12 protein-coding genes are annotated in these 17,580 nt (G+C 36.4%); 3 read left to right on the forward strand and 9 right to left on the reverse strand.

The genetic code is table 11. The annotated features are described in order from the left end of the window. Position 1 precedes the first annotated feature (1 nt). The 5 genes from pyrR to ABVM52_RS02025 all read right to left on the reverse strand — a co-directional run bounded on the left by pyrR (position 2) and on the right by ABVM52_RS02025 (position 3,832). Positions 2-541 (reverse strand): bifunctional pyr operon transcriptional regulator/uracil phosphoribosyltransferase PyrR, encoded by a 540-nt coding sequence (gene pyrR, locus ABVM52_RS02005; protein WP_405383208.1) that lies wholly within the window; start codon positions 539-541, stop codon positions 2-4. Between the two features lie 115 nt (positions 542-656). After that, the gene (locus ABVM52_RS02010) at positions 657-1,385 is read right to left on the reverse strand and encodes a LytR/AlgR family response regulator transcription factor (RefSeq protein WP_405383210.1); all 729 of its coding nucleotides are present in this window, start codon (positions 1,383-1,385) and stop codon (positions 657-659) included. Then, positions 1,382-2,419 carry a sensor histidine kinase gene (locus ABVM52_RS02015; RefSeq protein ID WP_405383212.1) on the reverse strand — a complete coding sequence of 346 codons (1,038 nt, stop codon included), beginning with the start codon at positions 2,417-2,419 and terminating at the stop codon, positions 1,382-1,384. Before ABVM52_RS02015 ends, ABVM52_RS02010 begins: the two co-directional genes overlap by 4 nt. 13 nt (positions 2,420-2,432) lie before the next feature. Next, complete coding sequence (locus tag ABVM52_RS02020; protein WP_405383214.1) at positions 2,433-2,762, reverse strand: DUF4907 domain-containing protein; 330 nt, start codon at positions 2,760-2,762, stop codon at positions 2,433-2,435. A 77-nt stretch (positions 2,763-2,839) separates the two neighbouring features. Beyond that, entirely contained in the window at positions 2,840-3,832 is a 993-nt protein-coding gene (locus tag ABVM52_RS02025) for a Kelch repeat-containing protein (RefSeq protein ID WP_405383216.1), read from the reverse strand. A 236-nt stretch (positions 3,833-4,068) separates the two neighbouring features. On the opposite strand from ABVM52_RS02025, the gene ABVM52_RS02030 reads away from it, so the two are divergent. Beyond that, entirely contained in the window at positions 4,069-5,421 is a 1,353-nt protein-coding gene (locus ABVM52_RS02030) for a DUF4270 family protein (RefSeq protein WP_405383218.1), read from the forward strand. Next, positions 5,405-6,658 (forward strand): OmpP1/FadL family transporter, encoded by a 1,254-nt coding sequence (locus tag ABVM52_RS02035; RefSeq protein WP_405383220.1) that lies wholly within the window; start codon positions 5,405-5,407, stop codon positions 6,656-6,658. Before ABVM52_RS02030 ends, ABVM52_RS02035 begins: the two co-directional genes overlap by 17 nt. A gap of 167 nt (positions 6,659-6,825) precedes the next feature. Here the strand turns inward: ABVM52_RS02035 and rpsA are convergent, their stop codons facing one another. Next, entirely contained in the window at positions 6,826-8,664 is a 1,839-nt protein-coding gene (gene rpsA / locus ABVM52_RS02040; protein WP_304434971.1) for a 30S ribosomal protein S1, read from the reverse strand. Positions 8,665-8,927: 263 nt separating this feature from the next. On the opposite strand from rpsA, the gene ABVM52_RS02045 reads away from it, so the two are divergent. Further along, entirely contained in the window at positions 8,928-9,308 is a 381-nt protein-coding gene (locus tag ABVM52_RS02045) for a LysM peptidoglycan-binding domain-containing protein (protein WP_405383223.1), read from the forward strand. Positions 9,309-9,362: 54 nt separating this feature from the next. Here the strand turns inward: ABVM52_RS02045 and cmk are convergent, their stop codons facing one another. The 3 genes from cmk to ABVM52_RS02060 form a co-directional block, all read right to left on the reverse strand. Further along, a complete protein-coding gene (cmk, locus tag ABVM52_RS02050; RefSeq protein WP_405383225.1) occupies positions 9,363-10,058 on the reverse strand; it encodes a (d)CMP kinase in 696 nt (231 codons plus the stop codon). 27 nt (positions 10,059-10,085) lie between these two features. Continuing rightward, on the reverse strand, positions 10,086-12,536 hold the full coding sequence (gene lon / locus ABVM52_RS02055) for an endopeptidase La (RefSeq protein WP_405385089.1): 2,451 nt from the start codon (positions 12,534-12,536) through the stop codon (positions 10,086-10,088). 210 nt (positions 12,537-12,746) lie between these two features. Beyond that, positions 12,747-17,549 carry a PQQ-dependent sugar dehydrogenase gene (locus tag ABVM52_RS02060; protein WP_405383227.1) on the reverse strand — a complete coding sequence of 1,601 codons (4,803 nt, stop codon included), beginning with the start codon at positions 17,547-17,549 and terminating at the stop codon, positions 12,747-12,749. Positions 17,550-17,580 lie beyond the last annotated feature (31 nt).

Here is a 17,580-nt window from a genome sequence, read left to right on the forward strand (position 1 = left end):
GTTATCTATTTACTAAATATATGATGTCCTCCCCGTCATTTCCCTCCCACATTACCTTTACTTTTTCATCGTTTATAGCATCAACCTGTCTACCGCGGTAATTTGGCTGTATGGGTAAGTGCCTGCTAAATCTGCGATCTATTAAACACAACAACTCTACATCCTTTGGCCTTCCAAAAGACTGTAAGGCCGTTAATGCCGCATTAATACTTCTTCCCGTATACAAAACATCATCAATTAAGACTACATTTTTATCCTCTACCAAGAAATCTATATTGGTTTTGGTAGCTTCTAAAGTTTTATCGCCCCGCCTAAAATCATCCCTATAAAAGGTAATATCAAGAAAGCCCAAATTAATATGCTTTACCTTGTATTCCTCTTTTAAGATTCTGGTCAGCCGCTGTGCCACATACTTACCACGTGGCTGTATACCTATAAGTACCGTATTCTCAAATGTTAGATGATTCTCTAATAACTGGCAAGCCAAACGATGAAGGATAATGTTGATTTCTTTGGAAGATAGTAAGACTTTTTGACCCATAATAAACCAGCCGTGCGTTTAGCTCAACAAAAATAGATAATTCTAACTAAACTTTTGCGCTTAAACCAGGAAGTAACGTCTAAAATTTAGATAAGCTAATTTAAAGTACTAAGAATCATAATCCCAACATGGAAAAGAAAGCTTCTTTATGACTTTCCCCTATTGGTATTCTTATATCATTGATGACAATTCTATTTCGTTGTACCGTTTTTATAAAATTAACATTCACAATAAAAGATTTATGCACCCTTAAAAATTGATTTGGAGGCAACTTACCCATAATCTCCTTAAAACTCATTAATGTTAGTATGGTCTTGTTCGTATTACAAATGTGAATCTTTAAATAATCTTTTAACCCCTGTATGTATTCTATTTGGTCCAAATCTATTTTAATACTTTCATATTCTGCCTTTACGAATATAAATTTCTTCTCTGCCATGGTATCTCCTTTACTAGGAAAAACATTGGCCTCTAAAGTGGGGGTTTCCTTTTTTGAGATTAAATCCTGAACTCTGGACACTGATTTTATAAAGCGATGGTAAGGAATAGGTTTAACAAGATAATCTACCGCATTCAATTCAAAGCCATCTACCGCGTATTGGGAATACGCCGTAGTAAAAATAAATAACGGCCTGTTATCCAAAGTACCCATAAAATCAATACCATTTATTTGTGGCATTTCTATATCGCAAAAAATTAAGTCTACCTTCTTTTCCTTAATATCGGTAATTGCTTCTAGTGGGTTGGTATAGGTGTTTATCAATTCCAGAAAATCCAGTTTTTCACAGTAGCCCGATAAAATTTCGATGGCCAAAGGTTCATCATCTATAATAATACATTTCATAAGCTCTGTTTTAATTGATAAATGGTTAGTGACACTTCATAATTATTACCATCATTATCTACTTGCAACTCATGTAATGACGGATAAATCAATTCTAATTGATTTCTAATATTCTCTAATCCAATACCTGAATTCTTAGATGGCTCCCTAAAAACCCCGATCTTGTTCCTAACATTTAAGTAAATAGATTCATCTGTTATGGCAAGGGTAATTTTAACATAGGTCTTGCCTTTATAATCCGTTCCATATTTAAAGGCATTTTCAATAAAGGAAATAAAAAGTAATGGCGGCACGGCCCTACCCCTGTCTTCCCCACTAATTTTCAACGAGACATTTTCACTATTAGACAAGCGCAGACGTTGTAGTTGAATGTAACTTTTTATATAATCCAATTCCTTATTTAAGGGAACCAAATCCTTATCGGCCTCATACAACATATACCGCATTAATTCAGAAAGGTCCACAATTGCCTGAGAGGTATCTGGCGATTTTTTTACCGACAGGGCATATATAGTGTTTAAAGTATTGAATAAAAAATGTGGATTTAATTGTGCCTTTAATAATTGTAACTCGGATTTTATACTCTCCTTTTCTACGGACAACCTTAAGTTTTCATTTCGTTTCCACTCTACATAAAGTCTTAAGATTGCGCTTATAACATAAGGAATTCCAAAACTTATGAAGGACCTATATATTGGTATGTATTTAAAATCCCTTCTGTGACCGGGACCAAAAAATGTAGTTTCCGGTAATATAGGTTCATACAAGTGGTGCAAGACCATAACGGAACACAACAGCAATACAAAAGACACCATGATATAAAAAAGTACATTCTTTTTAAGCAATAATGCCGGAACCAAATAAAAGTAATTGATGTAGAACAATGCAATAATGGTCAGCAATTTAGGAAAAAGGTCGGATGGTATTCTTTGGGCATTGTTTAAAACCGGATAGAATGCAAACCCATAGAGCAACAGCCAAATGCTAATGTGCACCAAAATCTGCACGCGGTTTTTAATCAATATTTTTACCATGGGTACACTTGGCTCATTTTACGATTAAGTTGAATTGAGCCAGTTCAGATGGCATTACAACCGGGCTTTTACCGGTATTAAGCTTGGCAACGACCAAATGGGCTACCTCAATTGCTTGTTCCTTATTGGCAAAGGGTATTTTTCCCGGCAACCCTGGAATATATTTTTGCACAATCAATACTTTTTTGCCCTTCATAATTTTATAACCAAAACCTTCGTTCAATTCTACCACCTCGCCGTACATGACCTGATTGTTGACCATTTGCTGGTATTGATACATTCCAAAAAAACCGATTGTCAAAATTAAGAGGATACCTATGTTAAATTTTGCCTTTGAACTCATAAATAAATGTTTAAAAATGGGCCAACCTGCATAGATTGACCCAAAAAATTAACAACTCAAAATCTTAGTAACGTTTTTTAATCCTCTTCCTCATACTCATCCAATGGAAAAAATTCGTCAAGGTTATCCAAATAAAGACTACCGGTACGGCCCATTCCTATAAAGGCACGGCTACCATTAGAAAATGCAATTGCATCTTGGCGAGTTGCACCTTCAAAGGAAGTTTTTTGCTCCCATTCATCTGAAATTGGGTCATATTCCCATACGGTATTCGTAGCACCGTTCAACTCCCCGCAAGCTATATATCCATATCCATTAAGTGTAAAACCTACCGCATTACTACGAGAAATGGCGTAATCGTCCTCCTCGTCCAAATCTAACTTTTTAGTCCAACTCTCTGTTGCTGGATCAAACACCCAAAAATCATCTAGATAAACCCCGTTAGAAACACCGGTGCCCAAATACACCTGGCCGTTTATGGTAAACGTTGTGGCAGAACGCCTCTTATTACCTCCATACCCTACCAATTCTACCCAAGTATTATCAACGGGATTGTATTTATAAAAATCCTTTTTATCATTTTCCCCGTCATAGCCTGTACCTACATAACCAAATCCGTTAACGCCAAAGGCAACAGCATTTCTCCTATCTGTAGGTAATGGTGCAATTTCTACCCATGTATTAGTAGTTGGATCATAGGAATAAAAATCACTGAGCTCGTCTACCCCATCATAGCCGGTACCTATATACCCCTTACCATCTAATTCAAAACCAACCGCTGCATTTCTTGCAACTCCGGGAAAATCCGCTTTTTGGGACCAATAATCCCCCTCCATATCATAAGCCCAAAAAGATGCCAAATAATCGTCCCCATCATATCCTACGCCCATGTACCCAACATCATTGATCGTAAAACCAGAAACACTGCTACGCGCACTTCCATCAAATACAGATTTATCTATCCAATTACCAAGGTCTTCATCATCGTCATCACTACTACAAGCCACAAATAGTAAGGCTACGGCTGCCATGCTTATCATCTTTAAAAAATACGTATTGTTTTTATTCATCGTTTTTGTTTTAATTGCCAGTTCTATGCTCCAAATCTACTAGAGCGGGCTACCTTCTTAAAAACACAATAGATAAATTATGGTATTTAACATACCAACCCAGCATTTTAATCTACCAATACGCACTTACCGTTAGTAGAACTATTTATAAGGTTCATCTTAAAACATTACGGGTTGGTCTATTCGGGTTTTAGGAACCGTAGTTGGTTTCTAGTTTTGAACCAAACATAAATTCCATGTACTTACTAAAACATCCAATTCATTGGATATGTGACATACTCCCATATCTAATTCTTGCAGTAACCCTAATGTCCTGCACCCAAGAAAATTATAATGATTCTGAATTTGTTGCCGGAGAAACATTTACCGATAGTAATATTCAACTATACCTCATTGACACCTTGAGCGTAGAAACTTCCACCATGAAGTTTGACAGCATTATAACCTCAGAGTCTACCAGGATTTTGGTAGGCATGTATCAGGATTCAGTCTTTGGAACGGTTAGCGCCTCTAGCTATATGCAATTAGTACCATCCACATACACTATTGGCGCAGATGCCCAGTTTGACAGTATTGTACTTATTGCAGGGTTTGATGAATATTATTATAACGATACACTTCAAAAAAATGCCATTGAAATTAAACAAATCAATGAGCGCTTAAAGCCTGCCAATGGAGACGATTTTTACAATACGAGTACCATAAAAGTCAATAACGAGAACTTGGGTGCCCTAGAATATTACCCAAGACCTATTTCAGGAGATTCTATACGAATTAAACTACTTGATCAATATGGCGCCGATATGTTTACCCAATTACAAGAAAATAATATTGTCAATGCCGATGAATTTATTGATAGATATAATGGTATTGCCATGTTACCACAAGGCAATGAAAATGAAGCCGTTATTGGTTTTACAAAAAGTACCGAACGTACCTATGTTAGGCTATACTATAGTACTCCAAGTTCTGAAGAGCTAATTCAAGAATATTTAGATATTCAATTAAATACTTTTACCACACCAATTCCTTTCTTTAACCAAATTACCTCTAGTAACCCTATTACACCTTTACAAACATTAACAAACAGTAAAGTAAACTTAGCCAGTTCTGAATCTAATAATCAAAGTTACATACAATCCGGTATTGGTATTGCAATGCGTGTTCAATTTCCAAATATGTCCACATTATATGATATTCCCGGTAATGGAACCATACTAGACGGTGTACTTAAAATAAAACCTACACCTTTATCTTATAATGACGAATTAAAATTAAGTGATTCCCTTGCCGTGTATATCGTTGATCACAACAACGTATTAACGGAACAATTAAGTGTTTCCGGTACCGGAATATATGCCATTCTTAATAAGGAAAACCAAGAGTTCAATGAAATTTATTACGAACTCCCCTTAGCATATTACCTAGAAGAACTACAAGTAAAAAGTAGGGACAAAGATGATGCCCTGATCTTGCTCCCTATAGATTATAACTCTACTATAGATCGTTTTGTGCTCAATGCAAATGGTAATGAAAATAATGAAACAATACTGGAATTAACCTATGCTATTTATGATGAGGAAGAATAACCTATATACTCTATTACTTATATTATCAATAACGTTGTACCATGCAAGGGCACAATCCGAAGCCCTTACAAGTTCTCCCTACTCCCTATATGGTTTAGGAGTGATCAACCAAACCAGTATTGGAAAGTTCAACGGACTTGGATATAGCGGTATAGGTACAAAATCTGTGTACGATTTAAACAATCTAAACCCAGCCACCTATGCGCTAATATCACAAAATTCCTTTCTCTATGATATTGGCGTTACTGGAGAAATCAACAACTATAGCAACAAGACTACATCAGAAAACAAATCTATCGTCAACTTTTCTAATCTAGCTTTTGGATTTAGAATTGCCGAAAATTTTGGAGGTGGCATTTCATTGGTTCCCTATAGCGATGTTGGCTATTCTATTTTAGGGGTGAACACCAATATTGAGGGTTCTACACAAACATTTGAAAGCAATATTACCGGTATTGGCGGATTAAGCGATATACGATTAAACCTTGGTTACGCCTTTAACGACCGATTTAGAATAGGCATGAACGCTTCCTTTTTATTTGGAAATATTGAAGAAAACGAATCCTTTACTTATATTGCCACCACTTTTGAATCTACCGAAAAAACCAATTATAATGGGGCTAGAATTGGATTTGGTATGCAATGGGATATTTTAGACAACATTACAGTAGGAGCCACGGCTCAATTACCTATGAGCCTAAACGGACAATTAAAAAGGTCTGTAATAAAAAATCTATATGGCTCAGAAATTAATGTAGAAGATGAGAAAACAGATAATGTAGCGGATTTTAAATTACCGTTAGAACTTGGTTTTGGGTTGAGCTTAAAGCCAATAGAACAAATTACTTTGAGTGCAGATTACAAGAAAAACTTTTGGAGCAACACCAATCAAACTGAAAATATTGGCACATATACCGATCAAGATATTTATGCGTTTGGTCTGGAATATGTTAAAAACCCGTCTGGTCATAAATACAACCAACGAATTAGATATAGGCTTGGGTATAATTATGATAACGGATATTTAAACATTGCCAACAAAAAAGTTGAGGGCTATAATATTACTGCTGGTATTGGCATACCTACAAGTAGAGGTACGCACTCCATGATCAACCTTTCTTACAGTTACGGATCAAAGGGTATTTTACAGAATGTTCTGGTCAAAGAGAATTACCATCTAATAAGCCTAAATCTTAGCTTGGAAGATCTTTGGTTCGTAAAAAGAAAAGTCAACTAATCATAAAATCCTTAAAGTGGTCTGAAATACCAAACTTAAAAATCTCCACTAGTAAGTCATTTTATTGGAACCCTAATAGGAACCGGTAAGGTGATAACTAAAAAAGCCCGGATTAATAACCCGGGCTTTTACTTATCATCCTTTTAAAAGGATGTATACTAATGAAACTACTTCTTCTTAGAATCAGCTTCCATTTTGTCTTTCAACGCTTGTAACGCATCGTTAGCATCACCTAAAGTTGGCTTAGCCTCATCTGCGCTAGCTGCTTGTCTTTTGACAGCCGCTTTAACATTACGTTGCTCTTCTTCACGGAAGATTGCGGTATGACTAGCTACTACACGTTTGAAGTCTTTGTTGAACTCAATAATCTTGAATTCAGCTTCATCGCCTTTACCTAGTTTCTTACCATCTTCTTTCTCTAAATGACGTTGAGGAATAAATGCAGTAATATCCTCGTTAAATTCAATTGTTGCACCTTTATCAACTACATCAGAAATGGTTGCTGTATGAACTGTACCTAAAGCAAATTCAGTTTCATATTTATCCCATGGGTTTTCAGTAGTCTGCTTATGACCTAAGCTCAACTTACGACCTTCAACATCCAATTCCAATACTTCAACTTCTAAAGTATCACCTACGTTAGTAAACTCAGACGGATGCTTGATTTTCTTAGTCCAAGAAAGATCAGAGATATAGATTAAACCGTCAATACCTTCTTCTAGCTCAACAAAAACACCAAAGTTAGTAAAGTTTCTTACGATACCTTTATGCTTAGAACCTACAGGGTATTTCGTAGTAATGTCTGTCCAAGGGTCTGGAGTCAATTGCTTGATACCAAGAGACATTTTACGATCTTCACGATCCAATGTCAATACAACCGCTTCAACCTCATCACCAACATTTACGAAATCTTGTGCCGAACGCAAGTGCGTAGACCAAGACATTTCAGAAACGTGGATAAGACCTTCAACACCTTCAACAACTTCGATGAACGCGCCGTAATCAGCTATAACAACTACTTTACCTTTTACTTTATCACCAATCTTAATTTCATCGGATAAAGCTTCCCAAGGGTGCTTCTCCAATTGCTTAAGACCTAATTGAATTCTAGATTTGTTTTCATCAAAATCAAGAATTACAACATTTAATTTCTGATCCAATTCAACAACCTCATTCGGGTGGTTGATTCTGCTCCAAGAAAGGTCAGTAATGTGAACTAAACCATCAACACCACCAAGATCAATAAACACACCGTAAGAAGTAATGTTTTTAACAACACCTTCCAATACTTGTCCTTTTTCTAACTGGCTAATGATTTCTTTCTTCTGTTCTTCAATATCAGCTTCAATAAGCGCTTTATGAGAAACAACAACGTTCTTAAATTCGTGATTGATTTTTACAACCTTGAATTCCATTGTTTTGTTAACATACTGATCGTAGTCACGAATTGGCTTAACGTCAATTTGAGAACCTGGCAAGAAAGCTTCAATACCAAATACGTCAACGATCATACCACCTTTAGTTCTGCACTTAACAAAACCACTAACGATTTCCTCTTTGTCATGAGCCGCATTTACACGGTCCCAAGCCATAATAGTTCTCGCCTTTCTGTGAGATAATACTAATTGACCACTTTTATCCTCACGAATATCGATCAACACCTCTACCTTGTCACCAACTTTTAAACCTGGGTTGTAACGAAATTCGTTCAAGGAAATAACCCCTTCAGATTTTGCGTTGATATCAATGATAGCTTCTCTATCAGTAATATAAACTACTTTTCCCTCAACAACTTCAGCATCTGCAGTGTCAACGAAATTTTCAGCTACTAATTTTTCAAATTCCTGCAATTTAGAATCGTCAACACGCTCAATTCCTTGTTCGTATTTTTCCCAATTGAAGTTTTCTAAAAATTCCTGAGGATCTTGCTGTGGAGTCTCTACAGCTGTTTGTTGTGTTGCTTCAGTAGTTTCCGCTACCTCTGCATTTGTTTTTTCTTCAGCCATTTGCTGATAATTAATTTGTATTCCATAACCTTATCAAGACTTAGGCAACGACTATGAAAGTTGTTACATTTGTTTTTTAACCCCCCTTTTTCTCTTGATATCCTTGCAAAAAAGGTGTGCAAAAATAATGATTTTATTTCAAATAGACAACCTACTTAATTAAGTATCAAGCCAATTAAATTTTAGCCAACCGTTTTTGAGAAAAATAACTTTAATATGCCTATCTTACAAGCATTATATTAACCATTAAATTATAGATTATTATGAGTGTTAAAGCAAAATACCAAGGTGTTTTAGACCTAGGTGAGCAATTGGGAATAAAAGATGGAAACGTAACCGTTGAAGGTGATGTTCTTAAAGTTAAAGGACAAGCTGCTACTCCTTATGAAAAAGACATTATTTGGGATAAAATTAAAGCTATTGGCGGTGAAAGTCCTTCTGATATTAAAGCAAACATAACTGTTGCAGATGATTCCGTATACCATAGACATACCGTAAAAAGTGGCGAGTCTTTAAGTAAAATAGCTAAACACTATTATGGAGACCCCATGAAATACAAGGCTATTTTTGAAGCGAATACGAGTATCTTGAAAAACCCGGATGTTATACATCCTGATCAAGTATTGGTTATTCCTAACAAATAGTCCAAATACTATTATAAAAGTAAAAGAGGTTAGCATTGCGCTAACCTCTTTTTTTTATCCTTGCTTTTCTATAACCCTGAGCGAATGTTCATAGATTCTTTGAAACTGATCCTCTAATCCTAAGTCACTATTATCAAATTCTATGGCATCCTCTGCTTTCCTTAAAGGCGAAATAGCACGATTACTATCTATATAGTCTCGCTTTTGAACGTTTTCCAATATGTCTTCATATTTTACATCCTCTCCCCTATCCAGCAGTTCTTTGTACCTTCTTACCGCTCTTTTTTCCGGTGATGCGGTCATAAATATTTTAAGTTCGGCTTCAGGAAATACTACGGTACCAATATCCCTACCATCCATGACAATGCCTTTATCTATACCCATTGCCTGTTGAATGGCTACCAATTTTTTACGTACGGCCTCCAATACCGCAACCTGACTTACATTCTTTGAAACTGGCATGGTACGAATTTCCTTCTCCACATTTTCACCATTTAAATACATCTCGGCAAAGCCAACGCTAGAATTAAAAACAAATTTCAATTCAATATCATCTAGCTTTTGCTCCAATGCCTCTTCATTTACCTTCCCAGATTCTACAAAGCCAGACCTCATAGCAAATAAGGTAACCGCACGATACATTGCGCCGGTATCCACATAGACATATTTTAATTTTTTGGCTAATTGCTTGGCCAAAGTACTTTTACCTGTAGAGGAGAAACCATCTATTGCTATGGTAATCTTTTTCATATTATAAAAGTAAGCATAAAAGAACGTTTATAATTTTTTTGCGTTTTTAACATTCTGATCCGTCAAGGCAATATCAATTACCTCAGACATTTCCTTAACATAATGAAATGTCAATCCTTTTAAATACGTTTCTTTTATTTCCTTAATATCACGCTCATTATCGGCACATAATATTATTTCCTTAATACGCGCTCTTTTGGCCGCAAGTATTTTTTCCTTAATACCACCCACTGGCAGCACTTTTCCTCTTAAAGTGATCTCGCCCGTCATAGCCAAACTTTTCTTGATCCGCTTTTGGGTAAAAAGGGAAACCAAGGATGTCAACATTGTAATACCTGCACTTGGACCATCTTTTGGAGTAGCGCCCTCCGGTACATGAATATGCACATTATATTTTTCAAAAATTGAGGCATCTATACCAAACCTATCTGCATTGGATTTAATATATTCCATGGCAATAGTAGCGGATTCCTTCATCACTTTACCAAGATTTCCAGTAATACTCATGGTACCTTTACCTTTGGAAAGTATAGATTCTATAAAAAGAATATCGCCACCTACGCTTGTCCATGCAAGACCGGTAACAACACCTGCCACTTCATTATTTTCATATTTATCCCGCTCCATTTTAGGAGCACCCAATACCTCTACAATTACCTCATTATTGACCTTAACATCATATTCTTCTTCTGTAGCGATAGATTTTGCGGCATAACGTACCATTTTGGCAATTTGCTTTTCCAAGGAACGAACTCCAGATTCCCTTGTATAACCTTCCACGATCTTTTCTAATTGTGGCTTGCCTATTTTTAAATGACTAGCATCCAAACCATGTTCCGTTAATTGCTTTGGCAATAGGTGCTTTTTAGCGATTTCAACTTTTTCCTCAATAGTGTAACCGCTTACATGAATAATTTCCATACGGTCTCTAAGTGCCGGCTGAATACTGCCCAAGTTATTTGCCGTTGCAACGAACATTACTTTAGACAGATCATACCCCAACTCCAAAAAGTTGTCATGGAAATCACTATTCTGCTCTGGATCCAATACCTCTAACATGGCAGAGGACGGGTCGCCCTGGTTACTATTGGATAACTTATCTATCTCATCCAATATAAATACAGGATTAGAAGTCCCTGCCTTCTTTAAACTTTGAATAATTCTACCAGGCATGGCACCAATATAAGTTTTACGGTGACCTCTTATTTCAGCTTCATCACGCAAGCCACCTAAAGACATTCTTACATATTCCCTGCCCAAAGCCTCGGCTATGGATTTACCCAATGAGGTTTTACCCACCCCAGGAGGTCCGTATAGACACAAAATTGGGGATTTCATATCATTTCTTAATTTAAGGACGGCCAAATATTCTATGATCCTACGCTTTACATCTTCCAAACCATAATGATCACGATCTAATATCCTTTGCGCACGTTTAAGGTCAAACTTATCTTTTGAATATTCTTTCCATGGCAACTCTAGCAACAGATCCAAATAATTTCTTTGGATGCTATATTCTGCCACTTGTGGATTCATTCGTTGCATTTTGGACAACTCTTTGGCAAAATGTTCTTTTACTTTTTTACCCCATTTTTTTTCCTTGGCCTTCTCCTTCATCTCCTCCAGCTCTTCATCATAGGAAACACCACCCAATTCCTCTTGGATGGTCTTCATTTGCTGGTGCAGAAAGTATTCTCGCTGTTGCTGATCTAGATCGTTCCTTACCTTGGATTGAATATCATTCTTAAGCTCCAATTTTTGCAGTTCAACATTCATATATTTTAATGTTGCCAGTGCTCTTTCCTGCAAGCTACCGATCTCTAATAATTCTTGCTTGGCCTTAACATCCAGATTAAGATTAGAAGAAACAAAGTTGATCAGAAAAGAATTACTCTGAATGTTCTTAATGGCAAAAGATGCTTCACTAGGAATGTTTGGGTTGTCCCTAATAATTTTTAAGGCCAATTCCTTTATGGATTCTATAATGGCCAAAAACTCCTTACTGTTCTTTTCTGGCCTAACTTCACTAGTCTCCCGTACAGTGGCGGTTATATATGGCTTTTTAGTTAACACCTCGGCAATTTCAAAGCGTTTTTTTCCTTGGATAATAACCGTTGTATTACCATCTGGCATTTGTAGTACCCTTAATATTCTTGCAACAGTACCTAATGTATTAATATCCTTAACCTCTGGATTTTCAGTTTCCTCATCTTTTTGAGAAACGACCCCAATAACTTTTGACCCATTATTGGCATCTTTGATCAAGCGTATACTCTTATCCCTCCCTGCTGTAATAGGTATAACCACCCCAGGAAAAAGAACCGTATTCCTTAAAGGCAATATCGGCAAGGTCTCCGGTAAGGTCTCATTATTCATTTGTTCTTCATCTTCAGGGGTCAATAACGGTATTAACTCAGAATCCTGATCGATTCCCTGCAAAGACATATTGTCAAAATTTGAAAATTTAGAATCTTTCATACTCATATATCGGTCATTCTGTCATTATTTAAACAGAACTTCATTTTAAAAAATTATACTTAACTACTGCATTATCAACCCAAAGAGCGTAAATACAGTGTCTAACGCTTTTTTTACATCAACATTATTTCAATTCTTGTGCCAATTAAAAAGAAAACCGGTGCCATATTCTAAAATATAGCACCGGTTTAATTATTTTTTATATATCGATCAGTTCTTTATGACCTTTTCTACATGGACATTACCATTGCCTTCCATTATTGATATTAAATACACACCCGGTTGATACTGAGACAGGTCAACATCTATATTGCCATTACTGACCTTCGTAAATGATTTTGAGTCTAAAATAACATTATTTGGACTGATCAGGTTTACCACTAATTCTTGCCCATCATATCGTGATGCGTCTATAGATACCCAACTGGTTGTAGGGTTAGGATACACTCTTATTGGTATATCAACCTTGTTATCGACACCAAGAGTTGTTTTAAAAGGAAGTAGAATATCATCCTCTACTTTACGCACAGTTAAATTAGTAAACTGCACCCTTCCTGTTTCATTGCCCTGTGCATAATTTGAAAATAACCAAATATCCAGTGTCCGCACCAAAGGTAGAATTGTCATGCGTCCGGTATAGGTGGTCCACTCATCTGTAAAATTATGTCCTAATTGCCAAGCATTGGGCTTATTATTTTGTGCAACCTCTATACGGGCATTACCTTCAATAGTTTTACCATCAATACTAAATTCCACAACATCGCCTATAACAATTCCATTGGCTTCAAGATCAATTGTAATAGAATACCGGGCCCAAGGTTGATTTTGATCCTCATTGGTTATTTCAAATATGCATCCTAAATCCAGATTAGATTCTACTATACTACCAGCAGTATCTAAACCGGCATCTAAACGACCATTTATCAATGTAATTTCATCGTTCAAGTTTACTAAAGTGTCATTACATTCAGGTTCTGGGACTGGATTCAATTCTTGTTTCTGAATAGTTAAATTATGAAACATAGCAGTACCTGTTGTTGCATTTGCATAATTGGAAAACAACCAGATATCTAACGTTGCAATATTTTCAGGTATTATGATTTCTTGTTCATACCTACTCCATTCCTCTGAAAACGTATGTCCCAACAGCCAGTTATTTGGCAAATTATCTTGGGCAATTTCTATTCTGGCATTCCCATTTAAACTTATACCATCTACCAATACATCCAATACATCACCTGCCTTGAAATTATTGGCTTCAAGATTGATGGATATGGTATATCTGGCCCAAGGCTGATTTTCATCTTCATTGGTTATTTCCAAAACACAATCCTCCCCTAATTCATCAATTTTAACACCTTGAGAAATATCCAAACCTGCTGTTAACTTTTCTTCTTCAATAACCAAATCTTCGTTTAATTTACTAAGGGGGGCATCACAAATATTATCAGGTTGCTCTATATCCTCAACTTTTTCTACCAATAGATTATCAAACAAAGCCGCACCTTTGGTCAAGGTTGCATAATTGGAATATAACCATATATCCAAGGTTTCTATATCGTTAGGAACCTCAATTATTTTGGAATATGTAGACCACTCATTGTCAAACGTGTGCCCTAGCAGCCAATTATTGGGTTTATTATCCTGTGCAACCTCTAGTCTTGCATTACCGCCATCACTTTTTCCATCTAAGCTGAACCTTATAAAATCCCCTGCCTTTATTCCCAAAGATTCTAGGTCCATGGTCAAAATATATCTTTCCCAAAGCCTACCATCCGTCAATGTAGCTATACGTAATGAACAATCGGAACCATTTGCATCTATTTCATCATTTTCTACCAGTAAATATTCATCATAATAGCTTCCATTTGGTAAAGGCAAAGCACTATTTAAATTTCTCAATTCATTTATACATTCCTCAACAGTAGCGGCAATAATATTTAAAGTAAATATTCTAGAGCATCCGGAACGCATGGTAAGTGTATAGTCTCCTTCATCCGCTATGACCACACTATCCATAACCAACACACCAGTTGTAACCAAACCGCTTGGAGTTGTTATGGTATAAAACGAATTGTCTTCTTCTGGTAAACCAATAGAAACAGTGCTACCTTCATCTACCACTGTAGATAATTCATTTTTTACCCAAGCACCTTCACCAATTTTAAATTGCGGCTCAATAGTGACATTGTCACAAAACTCAACAACCAATGATTTTGTACAATCTTCCGCTATTGCAAAAACATATTCACCTAAATCCGTAGATGATATACTTACAATATTCAGCTCTTGTTCAACTACATTTCCTTGTGGGGTAGTTATAGTATATGCTTGATCCGTATTATTTAACCTTAGCCATAATTCTTCCCCTTGAGCAATTGGCAAAGTGTCTTCATTTGCAGCAAACCAGGGACCATCACCAATTTTGAATTCTGGTTGAATTGACTCTACATCACAAACTATTTTCTCTATAACCTTAAGTTCTAAAGTAGCCTCACAACCCTGTTCCGTATTAAATGTATAAATACCTTCATCGTTCAACGTTAAACCGTCAATGGTATAATCCATTTTCACCACATCCCCATCTGGCAAGGTAATCGTAAATGTCTCTGTATTAGGTAGAATGCTTAGAATTAACTTAGTTCCTTCATCTAACTCCAAAACATCTTTTCCACTTCCCCATACCCCGTCTATTTGATACTCTTGAACAACACTATTTGCAGGACAACGATAATCCATTGACCATGTGGCAAAAAAATTAGAAATTACGTCCCCTACTTTTGAAAAATTTCCGGCTACATATAAATCACCATCTTCCTTAGAATAATTAATAGAATTAATTACCCCGTCCGTACCAACTTGCAATTCTTCACCTAATGGTTGCCAACCACCCAATTCTGACCATTTTGCAATATTATTTACGATAATGGTCTCAGATTTTTCATTACTGGCAAACACAAAATTACCTGCTACAAAAACCTCCTCATTATTTAACACAATAGCATTTACACTACCGCTTAAGCCATTACCTAAAGTTTCCCATTTACTGGTAGATAAATTCCACCTAGCAATTCTGTTTACAGTCTCACCAGAGGCAAGATTAAAGTTGCCACCAACGTATACAAAAGAATCATTTAAAGCCATTGCCTCCACAAAACCACTAGTACCATTGGCCAAAGTAGCCCATTCCTTACCGTTCCAAATAGCAATCCTTGGTGTGTTCTCTGTTCCTGCGGTATCAAAATTACCACCCACATAAACTAGGTCATTATCATCGATAACAATTTCCCTTACCTCATTGTTTAATCCGGCAACCAATGAACCAGAAGTCCTTAGCGCTTGCCATCCATTATCCCAAATTGCTATATTGTTTACCGTAACACCACCGGCATTGACAAAGGCACCACCAACATAGATCTTAGATTCAGAATCAACCGCTATTTTGGCAACCGCCCCACTTGTTCCCGAACCCAAAGCAGACCAGGTATTTCCGTTCCATAATGCAATATTATTAGCGGCCACACCATTTACGCTACTAAATGCACCGCCAATAATTAATTCTTTATTAGCATTCATGACAATAGTCTTTACCTCTCCATTGACACTACCCAGAGTACTTTTCCAACCGGTCTTTTTATTATAAATTCCAATATTGCTAGATGTAGACTCCCCTATACGGGTAAAAGCACCCCCAACATAGATATCATCTTCATTTTCATAAATACAATTAATTACCCCATTGGTACTTTCATTGATTGCTCTCCAAAAACCAATACCGTTCATATCCGATGGACCATTATCCACAGGTTCATCACCTCCAGAAATCTTGAAAATTTTTGCTGATGTACCGTAACTACTAAAATACATTTCCCCATTTTCATCCAATCCAAAACTAGAAACATATTCCCCATTCGTTCTAAAAAGCAAGGTATTAGCCACATTGTCAAGACCTTTACTCACATCCAACGCCCAAACCCTACCGGTAACGTAATCTGCATATATATACTTTCCCTTTATCAACGAATTTTCGCTTGTACCGTTATAAACATATCCGCCGGTAACGGATCGGTCTCCCAAAGAATGGTCATATTGAAATATTGGCTTTAAATCTTCCTTAGATGCCAATGCAGTGGAGGGCTTGTATATGACATTACCTTCTAACCTACTCCAGCCATAATTACCTCCATTTACAATATGGTTTATTTCCTCAAAACCATTCTGACCCACATCTGCACCCAAAAGCATGTCGCCATCAAATGAAAATTTCCATGTATTTCTAATTCCCCATGAATAGAGTTCATCCAATCCTGTTTTTCCTACTCTAGGATTATCATTTGGTATCTCGTAATTTCCATTAGGTAGGTCAGGATTATTCTCCAAAGGATTACTATTATCTAAATCCACATCTATTCTAAGGATACTTCCAAATATATTGTCAAGGTTTTGGGCATTACCCATAGGATCGCCGCCACCGCCACCATCACCAACGGAAATATATAAATACCCATCTGGCCCAAAAGCTATTTTACCTCCATTATGATTAGAATTGTTTTGATTTTTATCAAAACTGAAAATTTCTAACCTACTATTTTTATCGGCTCTATTTGGATTTGTTGCATCTACGGTATATCTGGCCAACACAATCTCTACCCCAACTCCAGGAACACTACTTTGTTGGGTATGATATATATAAAAGTATCCGTTGGAGCTATAATTTGGATGAAAGGCAAGACCCAGCAACCCTATTTCCTGACCAGAGGAAAAGCTTACAATATCCTCAATATTTAAAAATACAGAAGCCCTTTCTGTATCTGCAGAATTATCAAAAACCTTTATAGACCCTTGTTGTTCAACAACAAATAGCCTATTTGTACCATCATTGGCATTCTGAATTTCAACCGGGTATTGAAATTCCAATTTTGGAAAAGCCTCTTCATATGTTATTTTTTCTTGCGAAAAGCCACTTAAGGCAAAACTTAAAAACAATAGGAAATTAAGTAATAGTTTGTTCATAGGTTTGGGGTTAGGGATATTTAAGTTTTAA

Origin of the sequence: Maribacter sp. LLG6340-A2, from assembly GCF_045057105.1 — a bacterium.
GTDB lineage: Bacteria > Bacteroidota > Bacteroidia > Flavobacteriales > Flavobacteriaceae > Maribacter.